Source organism: Rhizobium sp. P44RR-XXIV, from assembly GCF_001999485.2.
Taxonomy (GTDB): Bacteria; Pseudomonadota; Alphaproteobacteria; order Rhizobiales; family Rhizobiaceae; genus Rhizobium.
The window spans coordinates 1,550,648-1,566,464 of the sequence record NZ_MPVZ02000029.1 but is presented as its reverse complement, the minus strand read 5'-3'; the positions used below and the strand labels follow the sequence as shown (position 1 = coordinate 1,566,464).

The 15,817-nt window shown below is 59.2% G+C and carries 16 protein-coding genes; 5 read left to right on the top strand and 11 right to left on the bottom strand.

Annotation, left to right across the window (positions count from 1 at the left end; all coding sequences use genetic code 11):
• Position 1: 1 nt before the first annotated feature.
• The 6 genes from ugpC to BSK43_RS33105 form a co-directional block, all read right to left on the bottom strand.
• Complete coding sequence (gene ugpC, locus BSK43_RS33130; RefSeq protein WP_077471557.1) at positions 2 to 1,069, bottom strand: sn-glycerol-3-phosphate ABC transporter ATP-binding protein UgpC; 1,068 nt, start codon at positions 1,067 to 1,069, stop codon at positions 2 to 4.
• 30 nt (positions 1,070 to 1,099) lie between these two features.
• Positions 1,100 to 1,954 carry a carbohydrate ABC transporter permease gene (locus tag BSK43_RS33125; RefSeq protein WP_077471558.1) on the bottom strand — a complete coding sequence of 285 codons (855 nt, stop codon included), beginning with the start codon at positions 1,952 to 1,954 and terminating at the stop codon, positions 1,100 to 1,102.
• Positions 1,944 to 2,870, bottom strand: a complete 927-nt coding sequence (locus tag BSK43_RS33120; RefSeq protein WP_077471559.1) for a sugar ABC transporter permease — start codon at positions 2,868 to 2,870, stop codon at positions 1,944 to 1,946. Before BSK43_RS33120 ends, BSK43_RS33125 begins: the two co-directional genes overlap by 11 nt.
• 76 nt (positions 2,871 to 2,946) lie before the next feature.
• Positions 2,947 to 4,161: a sugar ABC transporter substrate-binding protein gene (locus tag BSK43_RS33115; RefSeq protein WP_077471560.1), complete on the bottom strand. Its 1,215-nt coding sequence runs from the start codon at positions 4,159 to 4,161 to the stop codon at positions 2,947 to 2,949.
• A gap of 87 nt (positions 4,162 to 4,248) precedes the next feature.
• Positions 4,249 to 5,034, bottom strand: a complete 786-nt coding sequence (locus BSK43_RS33110) for a DUF4037 domain-containing protein (protein WP_077471561.1) — start codon at positions 5,032 to 5,034, stop codon at positions 4,249 to 4,251.
• 31 nt (positions 5,035 to 5,065) lie between these two features.
• On the bottom strand, positions 5,066 to 6,370 hold the full coding sequence (locus tag BSK43_RS33105) for an alpha-L-fucosidase (RefSeq protein ID WP_281406675.1): 1,305 nt from the start codon (positions 6,368 to 6,370) through the stop codon (positions 5,066 to 5,068).
• Between the two features lie 219 nt (positions 6,371 to 6,589).
• On the opposite strand from BSK43_RS33105, the gene BSK43_RS33100 reads away from it, so the two are divergent.
• From BSK43_RS33100 to BSK43_RS33090, 3 genes are all read left to right on the top strand, one after another.
• Positions 6,590 to 7,597, top strand: a complete 1,008-nt coding sequence (locus tag BSK43_RS33100) for a LacI family DNA-binding transcriptional regulator (RefSeq protein ID WP_077471563.1) — start codon at positions 6,590 to 6,592, stop codon at positions 7,595 to 7,597.
• 174 nt (positions 7,598 to 7,771) lie between these two features.
• Entirely contained in the window at positions 7,772 to 8,407 is a 636-nt protein-coding gene (locus tag BSK43_RS33095; protein WP_136687430.1) for a hypothetical protein, read from the top strand.
• On the top strand, positions 8,404 to 9,852 hold the full coding sequence (locus tag BSK43_RS33090) for a serine protease (RefSeq protein ID WP_077471565.1): 1,449 nt from the start codon (positions 8,404 to 8,406) through the stop codon (positions 9,850 to 9,852). Before BSK43_RS33095 ends, BSK43_RS33090 begins: the two co-directional genes overlap by 4 nt.
• A 156-nt stretch (positions 9,853 to 10,008) precedes the next feature.
• On the opposite strand, the gene BSK43_RS33085 is transcribed toward BSK43_RS33090, so the two are convergent.
• The 5 genes from BSK43_RS33085 to BSK43_RS33065 all read right to left on the bottom strand — a co-directional run bounded on the left by BSK43_RS33085 (position 10,009) and on the right by BSK43_RS33065 (position 15,002).
• Positions 10,009 to 10,782, bottom strand: coding sequence for an SDR family oxidoreductase (locus tag BSK43_RS33085; RefSeq protein WP_077471566.1), 774 nt, complete (start codon positions 10,780 to 10,782; stop codon positions 10,009 to 10,011).
• 69 nt (positions 10,783 to 10,851) lie between these two features.
• On the bottom strand, positions 10,852 to 12,006 hold the full coding sequence (locus tag BSK43_RS33080) for an ABC transporter permease (protein ID WP_077471567.1): 1,155 nt from the start codon (positions 12,004 to 12,006) through the stop codon (positions 10,852 to 10,854).
• On the bottom strand, positions 12,003 to 13,220 hold the full coding sequence (locus BSK43_RS33075) for an ABC transporter permease (protein ID WP_077471568.1): 1,218 nt from the start codon (positions 13,218 to 13,220) through the stop codon (positions 12,003 to 12,005). The genes BSK43_RS33080 and BSK43_RS33075 overlap by 4 nt, the downstream gene beginning before the upstream one ends.
• A 1-nt stretch (position 13,221) precedes the next feature.
• Complete coding sequence (locus BSK43_RS33070; RefSeq protein WP_077471587.1) at positions 13,222 to 14,199, bottom strand: HlyD family secretion protein; 978 nt, start codon at positions 14,197 to 14,199, stop codon at positions 13,222 to 13,224.
• A 227-nt stretch (positions 14,200 to 14,426) separates the two neighbouring features.
• Complete coding sequence (locus tag BSK43_RS33065; RefSeq protein ID WP_077471569.1) at positions 14,427 to 15,002, bottom strand: glucose-6-phosphate isomerase family protein; 576 nt, start codon at positions 15,000 to 15,002, stop codon at positions 14,427 to 14,429.
• Between BSK43_RS33065 and BSK43_RS33060 the strand changes: the two genes are divergently transcribed.
• The gene (locus tag BSK43_RS33060) at positions 14,967 to 15,323 is read left to right on the top strand and encodes a hypothetical protein (RefSeq protein WP_136687428.1); all 357 of its coding nucleotides are present in this window, start codon (positions 14,967 to 14,969) and stop codon (positions 15,321 to 15,323) included. The genes BSK43_RS33065 and BSK43_RS33060 overlap by 36 nt on opposite strands.
• Positions 15,324 to 15,794: a histidine phosphatase family protein gene (locus BSK43_RS33055; RefSeq protein WP_077471570.1), complete on the top strand. Its 471-nt coding sequence runs from the start codon at positions 15,324 to 15,326 to the stop codon at positions 15,792 to 15,794.
• The last annotated feature ends 23 nt before the right edge of the window (positions 15,795 to 15,817 follow it).

Sequence of the window (15,817 nt, the reverse complement as noted above, 5' to 3'; positions counted from 1 at the left end):
ATCAGGAAAGACGCTGGCCGCTCGACGGATCGAACAGATGCGCTTTTATCGGGTCGATCCTGAGCGGAATGGATTGGCCCGGTGATACCGAAAGGCGGTCTCTGACGGCGGCGACGATCGTTTGAGAGCCTGCCTGCAATTGCAGATGCGTGTCGGAGCCCGTCGGTTCGATGACGATGATCTTGGCGGGCACGCCATCCGTGTCGATCGAGACATGTTCGGGCCGAATGCCGAGCTGGACGGACTTGCCCACATAGGCCCGGGCGCTATCCGGCAGCGGCCACTGCAGATCTTCCGCCGCTTGGAGCTCTACCGTTCCATTCCGCTCCACGACCTGACCATCGATGAAGTTCATCGATGGTGAACCGATAAATCCGGCGACGAAACTGTTGGCGGGCTGATCGTAGATTTCGAGCGGCGAGCCGATCTGCTCGATATCGCCGCCGCGCATGACCACGATACGATCGGCCATGGTCATGGCTTCCATCTGGTCATGGGTAACATAGACCATGGTGGTGCCCAGCCGCTGGTGCAACGTCTTGATCTCGGTGCGCATCTGCACGCGCAGTTTTGCATCGAGATTGGAGAGCGGTTCGTCGAAGAGGAAGACGGCCGGATTGCGGACGATAGCGCGGCCCATCGCGACGCGCTGGCGCTGGCCTCCTGACAACTGTCGGGGATAGCGATCGAGAAGGGCGGAGAGATCGAGAATGCCGGCGGCGTCGTTGACCTTCTGCTCGATCTCCTGCCGGCTGCGGCGCGCGAGCTTCAGCGAAAACGCCATGTTGTCGCGAACGGTCATATGCGGATAGAGCGCGTAGGATTGGAACACCATGGCGATATCGCGCTCATTGGGTTCGAGGTCGTTGACGATGCGCTCGCCAATTTCGATCTCGCCGTCGCTGATGCTTTCAAGCCCGGCGATCATGCGCAGCAAGGTGGATTTGCCGCAGCCCGAGGGGCCGACGAGCACGACAAACTCTCCATCTTGCGCGGCAACGGATACGCCATGCAGCACCTCGAGTGCGCCATATCGCTTGACCGCATTGCGGATCGTCAGTTTCGCCATTGTTCTAGCTCCTGGGAGTCTGCAGGCGCTTCAGCGCCCGCCCATGCCCGCATTGAGGGCGATGCTGTTGTAGATGAGCTTCTGCAGGATGATCGCAAGGAAGATCCCGGGAAGCATGGAAAGGGTGGCGCCCGCCATCAGATAGTTCCACTGCGTGCCCTGTTGCGTCTGAAACAGGGTGAGGCCGACAGGCAGGGTGGCGTTATCGGCACCGGTCATCACGATCAGCGGCCAGAGGAAATTGTTCCACTGTCCGATGAAGGTGAACAACGATAGAAGCCCGATAGCCGGCATCGAGAGCGGCACGATGATACTGACGAGGATGCGCAGCCGGGAGGCGCCATCGATCCTTGCTGCCTCTTCAAGCTCCATGGGGATGGAGAGAAAGAACTGCCGCATCAGGAATGCGCCAAAGGTGCCGAAGGAGATCGGCAGGATCACGCCCGGAAAGGTGTTGACCAGGCCGAGCTTGTTGACGATCAGAAACAGGGGAATGATCAGCATCAGCGGCGGCACCATCAGCGTGCCGATATAGCCCAGCAGCAAGGTATCGCGTCCCTTGAATTTCAGCCGCGCAAAAGCGTAGCCCGAAAGGCAGGAGACAACGACGGTGATCGCAGTCACGCAAATGGCGATGACGGCGCTGTTGAGGAAGAACCGCCCAAAGGGCAGGCGGGTCCAGGCGGCGGCAAAATTGCCCCATTCGAAAACCTGAGGCAGGATATGCACCGGTATGGCCGTTACCTCGGCATTCGAGCGTATGGCGTTCGAGACCATCCAGAAGAATGGAAAGAGGAAGGCGATTGCCACGAGTGCAAGTGCGGTGTGGTTGACGATGTCGAACGCCAGCTTCCGGCGCGCCCTGGCTTTGGAGTTAAGCGTCATAGTGCACCCATTTGCGCTGGAACCAGAATTGCAGGGCGGTCAGCAGCATGATCAGCGCGAACATCACCCAGGCGATGGCCGAGGCATAGCCCATCTGAAAGTTCTGGAAGCCGCGCTGGAAGATGGCGTAGCCGAGCGTAGCCGTCGATGATCCCGGACCGCCCTTGGTCATGACGTAGATCTGGTCGAAGACCTGCAGCGAGGTAATGGCCGTCATGACGGTGCCGAAGAACAGCGTCGGCGAGATCAGCGGCAGGCGGATCTTCCAGAACCGGTCCCAGGCAGTCGCCCCGTCGATCCGCGCCGCCTCCAGATAGGTTGCCGGCACCATGTCGAGCGCGGCGTTGAAGAGAACCGTATTGTAGCCGACGCCTGCCCAGATCGAGGTGAGGACGACCGCCTGCATGGCGAGCGTGCGGTCATTGAGCACGCCGGAGAACGGAAGCGACAGCGCGGCCATGATGTTGTCGAAGAGGCCACCGCTGCTGAAGATCAGCATCCAGACCATGGCAACCGCGATGAGCGGGGTGAAGGTGGGAAGAAAGAAGATCACCCGGAACCAGCGTTGCCCGATCCTGAGGCTCGAAATCCAGGTCGCCAGCCCGAGCGAGATGATGATGTTCAACACCAGATATTCGACGGTGAAGAAGATCGTGTTGCGCATGACCGTCCAGAATTGCGGATCGGTCGTGAACAGCCGCACATAGTTGGCAAGGCCAACGAAGCGTGGCGTTCCCAGCAATTGCCAGTTGGTGAAGCTGAGCGCGATCGAAGCCAGGATCGGCAGCACGAGGAACAGGACGATGCCGATCAGGCTCGGCAGCAGGAAGAACAAGGCCGTCCATCCCTCGCCTCTGAACCATTTGCGCGAGCGTGGCCTTGGCCTTGCGATTATGTCAGTATGTTTGGCCAGCATCGTGGGCCTTCCTTTCCGGCAATGGCGCTGCGGTCGAGCCGATGGACCCGGCCGCAGGCCGGCCAGGTGCCTAAGCTTATGGAAGCTGGCTCTGGATGTCGCTGAGGACTCCCTCGGGCTTCGAGTCTCCGGTCAGCGCCAGCGGCACATATTGCATCACGAGATTCTCGAACTGGTTCCATTTTTCATTGATACGGAACGGCGTCGTGTGGGCAAACATGTATTCCAGCGTCTCCCGGGTGCCGCTGACATTCTTGGCCGCCCCGTCATACCAGGAGGTCTGCTGGGCAAGCCGCGCCGGCAGCGCCCGTCCGGCTGACCCCAGAATTTCCGCAGCCTTCGGACCGGTCAGCACCTGCAATGCCTTGAATGCCGCATCCTTGTGCTGGCTGGTTGCGGAAACGCCCCAGCCGGAGCCGGCCGTGATGAAGCGCGAGGGGCCGGTGCCGCGCGGCAGCGGCGCAATGCCGATCTTGAACTTCACGTTGGCCTGGGCGGTGATCAACGTCCATGGACCGTCGATATACATGGCGACGTTGCCCGAGGCGAAACGGCCGCTTGCGGCGGAGGCATCGGCCGCGGAAGCAAACACCGGCGAGAGCTTGTCCTTGGCGGTAAGGTCGGCATACTTGCTGAAGGCGTCGACAAAGCCGGCATTGGTCAGGTCGAATTCGTTGTCGGCGTTGAAATAGTCTGCGCCGAGCGCGACCGGGCCGGCGATGAAGTCGAAGGCCTGCGTTCCGTAGCCGTAAGTGCCGTCCTTGGTCAGCGTCTTGGCGTCGGCCTTGAAGTCGTCGAACGTCCAGTCGTTTGCTGGCTCTTTCAACCCGGCTGCGGCGAACTTGTCGCGATTGTAGAACACCATCCATGGGCCGACGTCATAGGGCAACGCATAGAGTTTGCCGTCTTGCGACAGGCCGGACATGATCGAGGTCTCGAAATCAGCAACCTTCACGTCGCCTTTCTTCACATAGTCGTCGAGTGGAGTGAGGATCGAATAGAAATTCGGCAGGCGCATCGACTGCATCGAGACGATATCGGCGACCTGTCCCGATGCCGCCAGAACCGGCAGGCGCGTCCAGTAATCCGTCCAGCCCGAAAGCTGCAGCTTGACCTTGATATCCGGATATTGCTGGGAGACGAGATCGGCCAGCTGCTGCCAGAGCTGCGCGTCGTTCGGTTCGCCCCACATCTGCCAGGTGATGGTAACAGGGGCATCCTGCGCCTGCGCGCCTGCTCCCAACAGCGAACTCGCTGCCAGGGCAGCCGCAAAGATCATTGAATGTTTCATTATGGTTCCTCCTCTTTTTATGATCATGGTTGCAATGACGGTCTTCAATGCCCGGACGCTCCCTTCCGGCTTGGTCTTGCGGCCTCCTCAGGCCGCGATCATAACCTCCAGATCGCCGATCAGTCCGATCAGCGCCGTTCGCTGTCGCCGCCAGGTATCGGGATCATGCCCCGGCTCCAGAATGGCGGTCATCCGCTGGAGGAAGTCGGGCGGCAGCCGCTCCAATTCGGCCGCCATGGGCAGGTTCCAGCCGTCACCCGGAAAATATGCCCGGTTGAACGCGAAGACCGTCTGCAGAATGGCGTTGGCAAGCTTGCCGGTCAGCCCCACGAGAAAGACGAGATCGCGACGGGCGACCTTGCTTTCGTAGTGATAATCCTTGGCCCAGTAGCGCAGGATTTCCATGTGCTGGCGCAGGACCGTGGCTCTTAACGCCTCGGGATACTGCGCAAGCTGTTGTTTCCATCCGGCGAGCAGGCCGCGTGGATCAGCAATGATCTGCTGGCTGGCAAGGTCCGTGGGCAGATGGTAGCCCCAGATCGTCCACTCGAAATTCTTCGGGACGGCACTGCCGGCAAGCCAGCTATCGAGGTCGTTTTGTACGCCGGCATAGCGGCGCATCCAGACCCCATCCATCCGCACCCCTTCGAGCTTCCAGGCGCGCATGGCTCCCTCGAAGCGCTTCCATGCTTTGGTCTGCCGAAGTTCCGGCCCGCGATAGGTATCGGCATAGACCCGGAAGTCAAAATCCGATTGCTCGTCCGACCGCCCCTTGCCGCGCGAGCCGGCGAGTGCGACGGCGCCATTGCCGTCGTCTGCCAGGTCGGCGATCAAGGGCGTCATCGCTGCAATGAGTTCGGTTTCGCGGCTCATGGCGATATCCGTGACCGGGCCAGGAATTGGCTCAATCCTTGAGGATCAGCTCGATGACGGGCGTCACGACATCGGGCTTGAGGACGGGCAATTCGAGGCTCAATATGCCCTCGCCGACGGCGACGCCGATATTGGAATCGACCTCGGCATCCGGATCGAGCCAGTGCAATTCGCTGGCGTCGTGCAGGAACTGTGCATATTTCACCTTGCGTCCGAGCCCTTCGATGTGGATGTGGCGGAAGGGCCAGGTCTGGACATGCAGATAGAGGCGGTTGCCCTTCTGGGTGAAACGGCAACCGTTCGGCGCCTTGTATTGAGAAGGCCCGGCGCCATAGATCGCACGCCCGTTTACCCGCATCCATTCGCCATAGGTATCAAGCGCGGTGATGGCGCGGGCGTCGAAGGTGCCGCGCCCGGTCGGACCGACATTCATCAGAAGATTGCCGCCGAGCGAAACCGTGTCGATCAGCATGTTGATGAGCTGGCCGGCATCTTTCCATGTGGTTTCGTCGCGATAATAGCCCCAGGAGCCGCTGAAGGTGTGGCAGGCCTCCCAGCGCACCGGCAACCCTGCGACGGTCGGTGCGACGCGCGGCGTATATTGCTCCGGCGTCACCAGGTCGGGCATGTGATCCGCATCGCGCGGCAGGTCGAGACGGTCGCCGACGATGATATCGGGCTGAAGCTGGCGCACCAGCTTCATCAGGTCTTCGCTCTCCCAATCGGCGCGCCCTTTGCCGGGCAGGCCCTTGTAGACGCGGCGAGGATAGCTGAAATCGAACCAGATAACGTCGATCTTGCCGAAATTGGTGAGAAGTTCGGTCACCTGGTCGCGCATGTATTTGGCATAGCGCTTGACGTCGCGGCCTTCGTTGAGCTTGGCGGCGTCGGGATGATTGCGCTGCGGATGGTGCGCGTCGATCGGGAAATCCGGGTGATGCCAGTCGAGCAGCGAATAGTAGAAGCCGACCTTGAGCCCTTCGGCGCGAAGCGCTTCGACATAGGGTCCTATCAGATCCTTGCCGTAGGGTGTGTTGGTGACCTTATAGTCGGTGACCTTGCTGTCCCAGAGGCAGAAGCCTTCATGGTGCTTGGCGGTGAGCACGACATATTTCATGCCGGCCTCGCGGGCACGGCGCGCCCATTCGCGGGCGTCATAAAGGTCAGGGTCGAAGTTGTCGAAATACTTCTGATAGGCTTCGGTGGTGAATTCCTCGCGGTTCTTCAACCATTCGTGGCGTGCGCCGAGCGCATAGAGTCCGAAGTGGATGAACATGCCAAAGCGGTCATGTCCGAACCATGTCTTGCCGCCGGCCGCATCAAGGCCGCCGCTGATCGTTGCGTCGCTCACATTATCCTCCCAAGATTTTCAGTTTCATCGAACCGGTTCGATTTAATCATTGATCCTCTCCTCATCGATGTCAAGCGTACTGTTGAAATCTTCTTTCCCCATATTGCTTCAGGGCCTACAAATGTTAGATTTGTGACAAGAGCTCGCAAAGGAACTCGCCTTCATCGGGAAGGCTGAAGGCGATAGAAACGGTTCGAAAATTTAATGGCCACAATTCGTGACGTCGCCAAACTCGCCGACGTATCCGTGTCGACGGTTTCGCTGGCCTTGAGCAATCCGGCGCGTGTCAGCCCGAAAACCCTCGAGAAAATCCGCCATGCGGTCGCCGCGGTCGGCTTCGTTGCCGACCCGCTAGCCCAGAGCCTGGCGCGCGGACGCAGCCGCATGATCGGCTTCGTTGTCGGCAATGTCGGCAATCCCTTCTTCGGGGATATCCGGCGCGAACTGGAAAATTATGCGCTCGACCACAATCATTTCGTGCTCGTCACCGACTCCTCGGGCAAGACGGGGCGCGAAAAGGCGATGGTCGAACACCTGATCGGCCTCAAGACGGCAGGCTTGGCGCTCGCTCCCTCCGGACATGATCAGGACTATCTCGATTTCGTCGCTGGATTGAATGTTCCGATCGTCTGCTTCGACCAGAAGGTGGCGGGGATCGAGCGGGATTTCGTCGGCTCCGACAACCATCTCGCCGGGGCGATGCTGACCGAACATCTGCTGCAGCTGGGCCATAGGCGCATCGCCTTCATCACCGGCCCGAGCCATATGCATACGGCAACCGAGCGCTATCGCGGCTTCACCGACACGATGGCGAACGCCGGGGTGGAGGTTAACCCGAATTTTGTCGTCGACGGCCAGTTTACCCGCACCGCCGGCTATGAGGCGGCCATGCGCCTGCTCATCCAGCCCGAGCGCCCCACAGCGATCCTCGGCGCCAACAACACGGTTGCGCTCTCGGCGCTGCAGGCCATGCAGGAGCTGGGCTTTCGCTGTCCAGAAGATATCTCGCTCGCCATGATCGACAATGTGCAATGGAGCTCGGTCATCACCCCGCGCATCACCATGGTCGTCCAGGATACTCTCGCTCTCGGCGGTATCATTGCCCGGCGCCTCATGCATCGCATCACCAACCCTCAAGGCGCAGTCGAACCGCCGCAGGATTTCGTTCTGACCCCAAAATTCGTGTCCGGCAATTCCTGCCGAAGGGTCTAGGGTGTTTCCGAGGTAGTGCTTTCTGCGCCGATCCGTCTTGCCATTTTTACGAAATGTGGCAGTCGTGCCGATGGACGACGAGAGATTCCCGCATACCAGAGACTCTCCTAGATTGTATTTTCTTAAAAGATCGTCATAGTATTAATAGGGAAAATCCAAATATAGGTTGCAGTCTTGAGTGAACCTCCGCAGGTTGTGATTAGGATTGCCGATGTGGTCACAGGCCTTGTTCTGGGAGCCTTGACAGGGATTATTGTCGGCCTGACGACCGCAAGTGTGGTCGTGACAGTCCTTTCATCGGTTCTGGCAATCGCAACCGCTTTCGTGGGACTGGCGGGAGATACGAAGCTAACCGCTGTTACAGTAAATCACGCAAGAGTGGCGAGCTTTGCAGTGGCAATGATCTTTACGTTACTCGGTGGAATGTGGATCAGAACGCATGATCTGCTCTCGCCAAACCCAAAAGAGATTTATGATCAGCTTGTTACAGCAAACGTCAAGCCGGATGACGCTGCTGATCTGGTCGTGTTTGCCAAATTCGGTCTGCTGCCCAAAGACAAGAGTGCTGCCAATTCCGATCCGGCAAATGTCACCAAGCGCATCCAGAGCAGTCTTTTCGCGGATACTCCGCGCTGGTGCGATGATTTTCGGCGGCGGCAGGGCCAACCCGTAGACGACCAAATCGAGTGGCTGGCAGGGCAGGGCGGGACTTATGCAGAACTTGCGGCTCGGATCAAAAAGCTTCCCGATGATCGCCGAACCGAGGTCGTCCATTCGTCGCTGTTCTACATTTGCGGGTTTGACTCATGAGATCAGGCTGGTTGAACGTCTGCTGGTGGACTACCGTTCTGTCAGTGATCCTGCCTTCGGGCAGCTCAGCCGAAATACCAACCTCAGTGGTGGAAACTGCGGCCAAGGCAGTTGTCCTTGTGGAAGCCAGAGATTGTCAGGGTGACACGCCGTCACGCAATGGCACCGGTTTCGCCTACGGAGATACTCACGATGTGGTCACCGCTTACCACGTGGTTGCCGGATGCGCGAAGATCGAGCTTTGGTATGAGTATGCGAGCGGTCAACCCTTTCGGGAAACGAAAATCGCTCGCATCCTGACCCGCAACGACCTAGCGTTGTTGCATGTCGATAAGCCTGCCAATGATGCATTCCTGACCGCGGCCGCGGCGATGGACCACGACAAGGACTTCAAGGCGCTGGGATATGGCGAGGGATCGCCCTCCATGGGTGATCTGGATCTTCGGGTCTCTTTCGGCAGCGCTCGTCTCGGCGATATGCTTCCATCGGAGAACATGCAGGATATCGCCAATACGTCCATCGATGCCGGCCAACAGGTCATCCGCTTCTCGCGGCCATTGCTGCCCGGTATGTCCGGCGGCCCGATATTTGACGAGAACGGAAAAATCATCGCCGTGGTTGCCGGGGGGCTTAAAAGTGGTGCGGTCCCATCAAGTTGGGGCTGGCCTGCAGCCCACATTTCCGACCTTCTGCGGTCGACCGAAGTCTCCAGCGGCAATGTCCGGATTTCCAGAACCACCTTCGCTTTCGCCGTCAATCGGCAGCCGGCTCAGACGATCAGATGCGGGGGCCTCGAATTTCAGAAGCGAGATAGCCTCTCATTCGCCGAAGCTGCTGCGAGTTCCGATGATATTGCGCGCCTTTACGGCACAGCCAGTGTTTCTGGCGTCCCGCAGCAGGATGTCCAGGCATTTCGCTTTCAGACATGGGTCCATCGTGAAAGTGGCGCGACGGTTGTCGTGCCGGAAGACGTTCAGCTGGTTGCGGATGGTGACACCTGCGTAGCGGAATCCGATGACGGAACATTCCAGCAAGTGATCAAGGCCGAGCCAGCCACGACGCCGGCCGAAGTCCAGCGAGTTTCAGTGGATTTTGAAAACACTGTCATGCAGCCGAGCGCGCTGCCGAACATCGGCTGGTATGTAGATAATGTCCTGATGCAGGGTGTGTCCCGCATGCGGCCAGACGGCCTTGTCATCAATCGCAAGGCGTTTTTCATCGGGAAGCAGCAGCTTGGCCCCGGTCATGTCCGCGCAATCCATCAGTTCGAAACCATCATGGCTCGCGGCGGATCTTTTGTCGGCATCGCAATGATAAACAACAATGTCGACCAGTGTTTCAACGCCTTCAATGTGCCGAGCCTGTGCACAATCAATCCCGCTTATATTCGCGAATGGGCAAAGTTTGTTCTCGCCACGCAGTTGTCCACATACCCAATCTACTGAAGCGTGCCTGCCTGCCGTCAAGCGCTGTCTGAAGCTTCTATTGGGTTGCGATTGCAGCCGGGCGATATATTCCGCGGGCTATTCCTGGCTTTCGGCGGCGGATTGAACAAAAATCAGCCATCTGGTCAGGCACACGACGATATCGGGCGCGGCCCGCTACCAGCAGGTGAAGCCTGCATCGACGTTGACGATAGCGCCCGTCATCAGGCTTGCAGCGCTCGATGCCAAAAACAGCACGGCGCTGGCGACTTCCTCGGGCGTTCCCATGCGACCCATCGGCGTATCGCCAAGCCAGACCGGGATCCGGTCGCGATTGGCCTCGACGGCCAAAACCATCGGCGTCTCGATATAGGTGGGGGCCACGGCGTTCACCCTGATGCCGCGCGGAGCCCATTCGGCGGCCATGGAACGGGTGAGGTGATGAACCGCCGCCTTGGAGACGTTGTATGGTGTCTGCGGTTGCGGCCGATTGCAGATGATCCCGGACATCGAACCGAGGTTGACGATGGCGCCCCGCTTCATCGCGATCATGTGACGCCCGAAGGATCGCGAGCACCAGAATACGCCGTTGACGTTGACGTTCATCATGCGAAGCCAATCAGCGTCTGTGACATCTTGCGAAGCGATGCCGCTCTGACCTATGCCGGCATTGTTGACCAGAATGGTGGCGGGACGACCGCTATCCGCAAGCTCCGTCGCGATCGCTTCAATGCGGTCTGAATCCGTAACATCGCCGACGCGCAACTCGATGTCATAACCCTTGTCGCGCAAGGCGAGGGCCTCCTCCGCATCGGCTTCGTTTCGCTCGATGACGACAATAGTCGCACCAGCCTCGGCCAGAGCCTGCACGCAGCAAAGACCGATTGCCCGGCCGCCGCCGGTGACGACAGCGCGTTCGCCGTCGAGGCGAAATTTTTCCAGATAACTCATGGCTCGGTTCCTCAGATGTCGGATGCGTTTGGCCAAAAGACGCTGCTTTTGCGAAGTTCCGATCGCCGGTTACACCTCGGCGACCACATTTCGACTGCGTCTGCTTTCCAGCACAATAGCGATGACGATATAGACGGCCGCCAATATCCATAGCGTCAGGAAAGGTTGGCGAAGGTAAGAGAGCGGAGCGCCAAGCTGCGCGACCGCGACGATGCCGTTGATCGCCGAGGTGCTGGGCAAGAGCACAGCAATGGCGTGAAGAAAGGGCGGCATCGCCTCCGTCGGCCAGGAAAAACCGGCGAGGAAGAGAAAGGGTATGCCGAGCGCTGCAGACACGAGCTGAACTGTCAGAGGGCTGCGGAAAATGCCGGCGATCACCAGACCCAGGGCACTGACTGCCAGAACGAAAGGCAAGGTGAAGATGAATATCGAAAGCGGCGTTCCCAAGCGGGGAATATTGTAGAGATAGGGAATGACGATCAGGTAGAAGGGCGCGATAACGGCTTCGAGGATCAGATAGGCAAGCAGCTTACCGGCCACGACCGCTATCGGTCCGATCGAAGAGGCAGGACCGGTCTTGAGCGCATCATTTCGATAGGTGCCGAGCAGCCCGACGCCGATCAGAAGCGTCTGCTGCATGATGAGTATGAAGGCCGCCGGCAGGATATAGGTGGCGTAACCGCCCTGCGGATTGAAAAGCGGCACTGCCGTCAGCGGCATCGGATCGGCCGCAGCGGTGGCGATGCGCGGATCGACGTTGATGGCAATCAGCCGCGCCGTTTCGACCTCCGCTCCCATGGTCTTAGCGACAGCAGTAACGCCGCCGGATATGCGCTGATAGATCAGGAAGTAGCTCGCATCGGCATAGAGCGCGATCGGTGACTGGCGATTGTGCAGGAGATCGCGCTCGAAATACTGCGGTATGACGAGAATGCCATAGAGGTCGCGGGCATAGACCTCCCGCTCGGCGCTTGCCTGATCTGGAAAGACGCCGCCGACCGCGACATCCGCCGAGGCATCAACGCGTCGGATGAGCTGTCGACTGCTATCTGTGCCGTCGAGGTCGACGACCGCGATCGGCACATGGCGCAAGGCTTCCGTGCGGTAGGGCTGCGGATAGAATGCGGCATAGATAATCGTGGCAACGATTAGCACCGAAAAGGCCGGTTTCAAGGAAAGGACTCGACCCAGTTCGATACGGCAGATTGTGAGGAAGCCCTTCATCCTGCCGCCTCGCTGGTTGCGAGCGCTTGTTGCCTGTGGCGCTCCCGGCGTGCGCGGATGACTTCCAGCCGCAGCGCCGTAAGGCTTCCAAGCAGCAACACCATGAAAAGAAGAACGGCGATCGGCTTCCAGGACAGATAGGGCGGCGTTCCGCGGATGGTTTGATCGATGCGCGCCATCAGATACCAGGTGCCGGGAATGATCTGCCCCCAGTAATAGGCAAAGGTGTTCATGCCGATCCGCGGAAAGCCGATGCCCATGAAGCCGAAAGCCGGGGCCATTAACAGCGTTCCGATGCTGATGGCGCTGGCCATGGGTCGAAGCAGCAAGGCAAGCAGCACGCCGATGAACTGATCGGCCAGGACAAACAGGATGCCCGACAAAAGGAGCATGTAGCGATCGCCACGCAAAGGCATTCCTAAAAATCCGAAGAGCACCCAATCGGCAATGCCGAGCACCACGAGGAACAGCAGCGTATAGGGCAATATCTTGCCGGCCATGGCAGGCCACAATCCGCCGCCGAGCCGCCTCAGGATGCGCAGGCGGTGCGTCGTCTCGACATCAAGCCCGACCGCATAGGCCATCGTCGTCACTATGATCACCTGCAACACGCTCGGCAGCAAAGCCGCGAGTAGAAAATGCGCGTAGTTGAGCGTTGGATTGAACAGCGGATTAACCTGAACCGGTATCGGCGCCAGCGCTTCCTGGGCGGCATCGACGGGTTGGCCCTGCGACGTTCGCAGCGACAGGCGGATGCCGGCGGCAACGGCCGGGACCGCGGCGCTGACACCGCGCAGTGTCAGATTGCCCGTCGTCATGGTCTGGGTGTTGTAGAAGAACACGACTTCCGGGCGGCGGCCGGAGAGGACATCCCGCTCAAGGTTCCGCGGCAGCATTAGAAGGCCGTGCACCGCACCTGACAGGATCAATTGCCGCCCTTCTGTGAGATCGCTGACATTGCGCACGACGGCGGTATCCGGTGTGGCATCGACTGTGCGGATAATGGTACGCGAGAGATCGGTATTGTCGAGATCAAGCACGGCGATCGGCAACCGCGTTGCGAGACCGGCGCTGAAGACGGCGGCCAGCACACCCATCAGAAGTAGCGGCAGAATGGTCGTCAGGAACAGCAGGAAGGGGCGGCGCGAAAACCGGTCGAATTCCCGTCTGAACACCGTGATGAAACCGGGGCGCAAGCGCCCTTTCGCCATCATCTCAATGCCCCGCCGGAGGCCAGGACGCTATGACGCTCATGCCGGGCCGCAGGCCTTGGACCGGCTGCGCAGGATTTGCCCTGACTTCAAAAGTGCGAAGATCGAAATCGCCGGTCGCTCGCGTGGCGCGCCAGGTCGCATATTGCCCCTGAGCATTGATCGTCGTCACCTTCACCGTGATCTTGCCGTCGCCGAGTGCCGGCACGGTGACGTCAAAGCTATCGCCGATCTTGAGGCCCTTGAGGAGGTCTTCCCGAAGGTTGAAGGTGAACCAGGGATTCTGGATGTCGATAAGCGAAAAGATTGGGGCGCCGGCCGAAAAATTCTCTCCGAGCTCGGCGACACGCGTCGTCACCTGACCGGAAATCGGCGCGACGATCGTCAGTTCGCGAACGTCTGTCTGCTGCTGATTGAGCGAGGCCTTCGACTGTTCGACCTGCGTCGCTGCCAGGGCTTTTTCTTCCTTGCTGGCACCGGCGACGGCAAGCTGCAGATCGGCCTCGGCAGACTCGCGTTTGCGAATGGCGGCTTCGAGGTTGCGGGTGGTTTCATCGACGCGTGACTGTGTCGAGGCACCTGTCGTGATCAGCTTCGCCTGACGGTCGGATTCTTCTTGGTAGAGCGTGACGTCCGCAGACGCGGCCGCGAGCTCGGCCTTGCGCGCTGCGATCGTTTCCGGTCGGGTGCTGTTGACCCTGACAAGATCCGCCTCGGCGACAGAAAGGGCTGCCTCGGACATGTGAAGAGCCGCGGTGAGCTGCGGGCTTTCCAGCTCAGCGATGACGGTGCCGCGTTCGACATTGTCGCCGACATCGGCATTCAGCTTGGCCACCCTGCCTGATACGCGTGGGCTGATGTCGACGCGATTGGCTGAAACTTCACCCTGAACAATAAGCGGCGGGGGCCTTGTGGCAAACCATAGGAGGGCAGCAAGCCCGGCCAGGATCACGATGCCAATCAGAACACGAGCCGCTCGCAGCATTCAGTCGTCCCCGCTCAATCTCTTCAGGATGTCTGTTACATTAAAATCCGTGCAGTACCTTCACCAGGAGAAGCGATCGGCAGGGTCTGTCTCCCGCCGGTCGATTGTGCTTCCGATGCTAATCGTCTTGCGGACTGTAGCAAAGGAAAATGACAAAAGCACTTGCAGTTAAATGGGTTGCTGAGATGGGATAGAGGCCAGGTCGTTCCACAAAAGATCGGCTGCTACTGACGCTGCCCCGCAAAGCGCGGATTGTCGATGATCTCTTCTCGTCCGTTTCTGCAGATCACGAGCTTCCGCATTCCGCGCTCTAGGATATCGCCATAGTCGTTGCCTGCTTCGACATTGCAGACCCAGACAAAGACGAGCTTTTCACCGCCGGTGTTGATGGAACGATGCGCCCAATCGGGTGGAATGAAGGCGCATACGCCTGGATCCATGCGCACGATCTCGCTTTGTCCGTCCCTCGATTCCAGCAGCAGAACGCCATGGCCACTCTGGGTGTAATAGATCTCGCCCATGTCACGCCGCTTGTGGAAGTGGCCACGGGTCATGAAAAATTCCTCGCCGACTGTTCCCGGTTCCATGGTGGTGGTGCCGAAGAAGAGGTCGCTGCCTTCCTTCTTGTACTCGACAACTTCGTAGACGACCGGATCGTTGTGCTCGGATACGATCGTCTCCAATGCCGGACGATCCTGAAAGATCTGCCGCAGCTCGCTTAAACGCTTCGTGTAGCGGCCGGTCTCGGGCGAGACGCTTCCGGTTTGGCCATCGATGAGCACCGCTTCAGGCAAGAGCATCAACAATTCCTTAAAAGCTTGATCTTCACCTCGCGCCCCGTGTTGTCGTTGCGCGGCAACCGTGAAGAACGTTCTTCTGTCGAAAGGATAATTGGAAGCTGCATCACTTCCATCCAGAACGGCTTTGACGAAGGCGATGTTAAACGTCCGGAACTCGCACGCAAGCGCAGCTTTTCAGTTGCCACAGCTCCGTTCGAGGGCTGTTACCGGATGAAAGTTTTGTTAAGTCCAAAAAATGCCATTGCTCTTGGTTGCAGAGCGCATATCGTGAATCCAGTTTCAGGTAGTGATGGATCGGGATGGCAGCCAGGGGAGGAATAGATGGCGCCTGTCAAGATAATGATCATGCGTCATGCCGAAAAGCCTGATGATCCAGGCGATCCAAATTTGTCGCCTGCGGGCGACAGCCGCGCCAAGGCGCTCGTCGCCTGGTATCCCGAGACATTCGGTGCGCCCGATTTCATATTTGCCGCTGCCATATCGAAGCATAGCGCGAGACCGGTTGAGACGGTCCAGCCTCTCGCCGATGCCCTGGGTCTCGAGCTGCACACGCCTTATGCCGATGAGGACTTTACGGCTCTGGCGGAAGATCTGCTTAACAAGCCGAAATTCGAAGGCAAGACGATCCTGGTCTGCTGGCATCACGGCCATATACCAGGATTGATGCAGGCGCTCGGCGCGCCGGTCGGAAGCTATCCCGATCCATGGGTGCCGACCGTCTTCAACCTGGTTCTCGTCGCTGAATTCCATCATGACACGCCCACGGTCTCCGAGGTGTCGGAGCCGTTTTAAGTCTGGTCCAAAAGGCCTCGCAG

Bases quoted from the DNA above. Each gene is read 5' to 3' on its own strand.
- ugpC (WP_077471557.1), bottom strand. From the start codon at position 1,069: ATGGCGAAACTGACGATCCGCAATGCGGTCAAGCGATATGGCGCACTC.
- BSK43_RS33125 (WP_077471558.1), bottom strand. From the start codon at position 1,954: ATGACGCTTAACTCCAAAGCCAGGGCGCGCCGGAAGCTGGCGTTCGAC.
- BSK43_RS33120 (WP_077471559.1), bottom strand. From the start codon at position 2,870: ATGCTGGCCAAACATACTGACATAATCGCAAGGCCAAGGCCACGCTCG.
- BSK43_RS33115 (WP_077471560.1), bottom strand. From the start codon at position 4,161: ATGAAACATTCAATGATCTTTGCGGCTGCCCTGGCAGCGAGTTCGCTG.
- BSK43_RS33110 (WP_077471561.1), bottom strand. From the start codon at position 5,034: ATGAGCCGCGAAACCGAACTCATTGCAGCGATGACGCCCTTGATCGCC.
- BSK43_RS33100 (WP_077471563.1), top strand. From the start codon at position 6,590: ATGGCCACAATTCGTGACGTCGCCAAACTCGCCGACGTATCCGTGTCG.
- BSK43_RS33090 (WP_077471565.1), top strand. From the start codon at position 8,404: ATGAGATCAGGCTGGTTGAACGTCTGCTGGTGGACTACCGTTCTGTCA.
- BSK43_RS33085 (WP_077471566.1), bottom strand. From the start codon at position 10,782: ATGAGTTATCTGGAAAAATTTCGCCTCGACGGCGAACGCGCTGTCGTC.
- BSK43_RS33080 (WP_077471567.1), bottom strand. From the start codon at position 12,006: ATGAAGGGCTTCCTCACAATCTGCCGTATCGAACTGGGTCGAGTCCTT.
- BSK43_RS33075 (WP_077471568.1), bottom strand. From the start codon at position 13,220: ATGATGGCGAAAGGGCGCTTGCGCCCCGGTTTCATCACGGTGTTCAGA.
- BSK43_RS33065 (WP_077471569.1), bottom strand. From the start codon at position 15,002: ATGCTCTTGCCTGAAGCGGTGCTCATCGATGGCCAAACCGGAAGCGTC.
- BSK43_RS33055 (WP_077471570.1), top strand. From the start codon at position 15,324: ATGGCGCCTGTCAAGATAATGATCATGCGTCATGCCGAAAAGCCTGAT.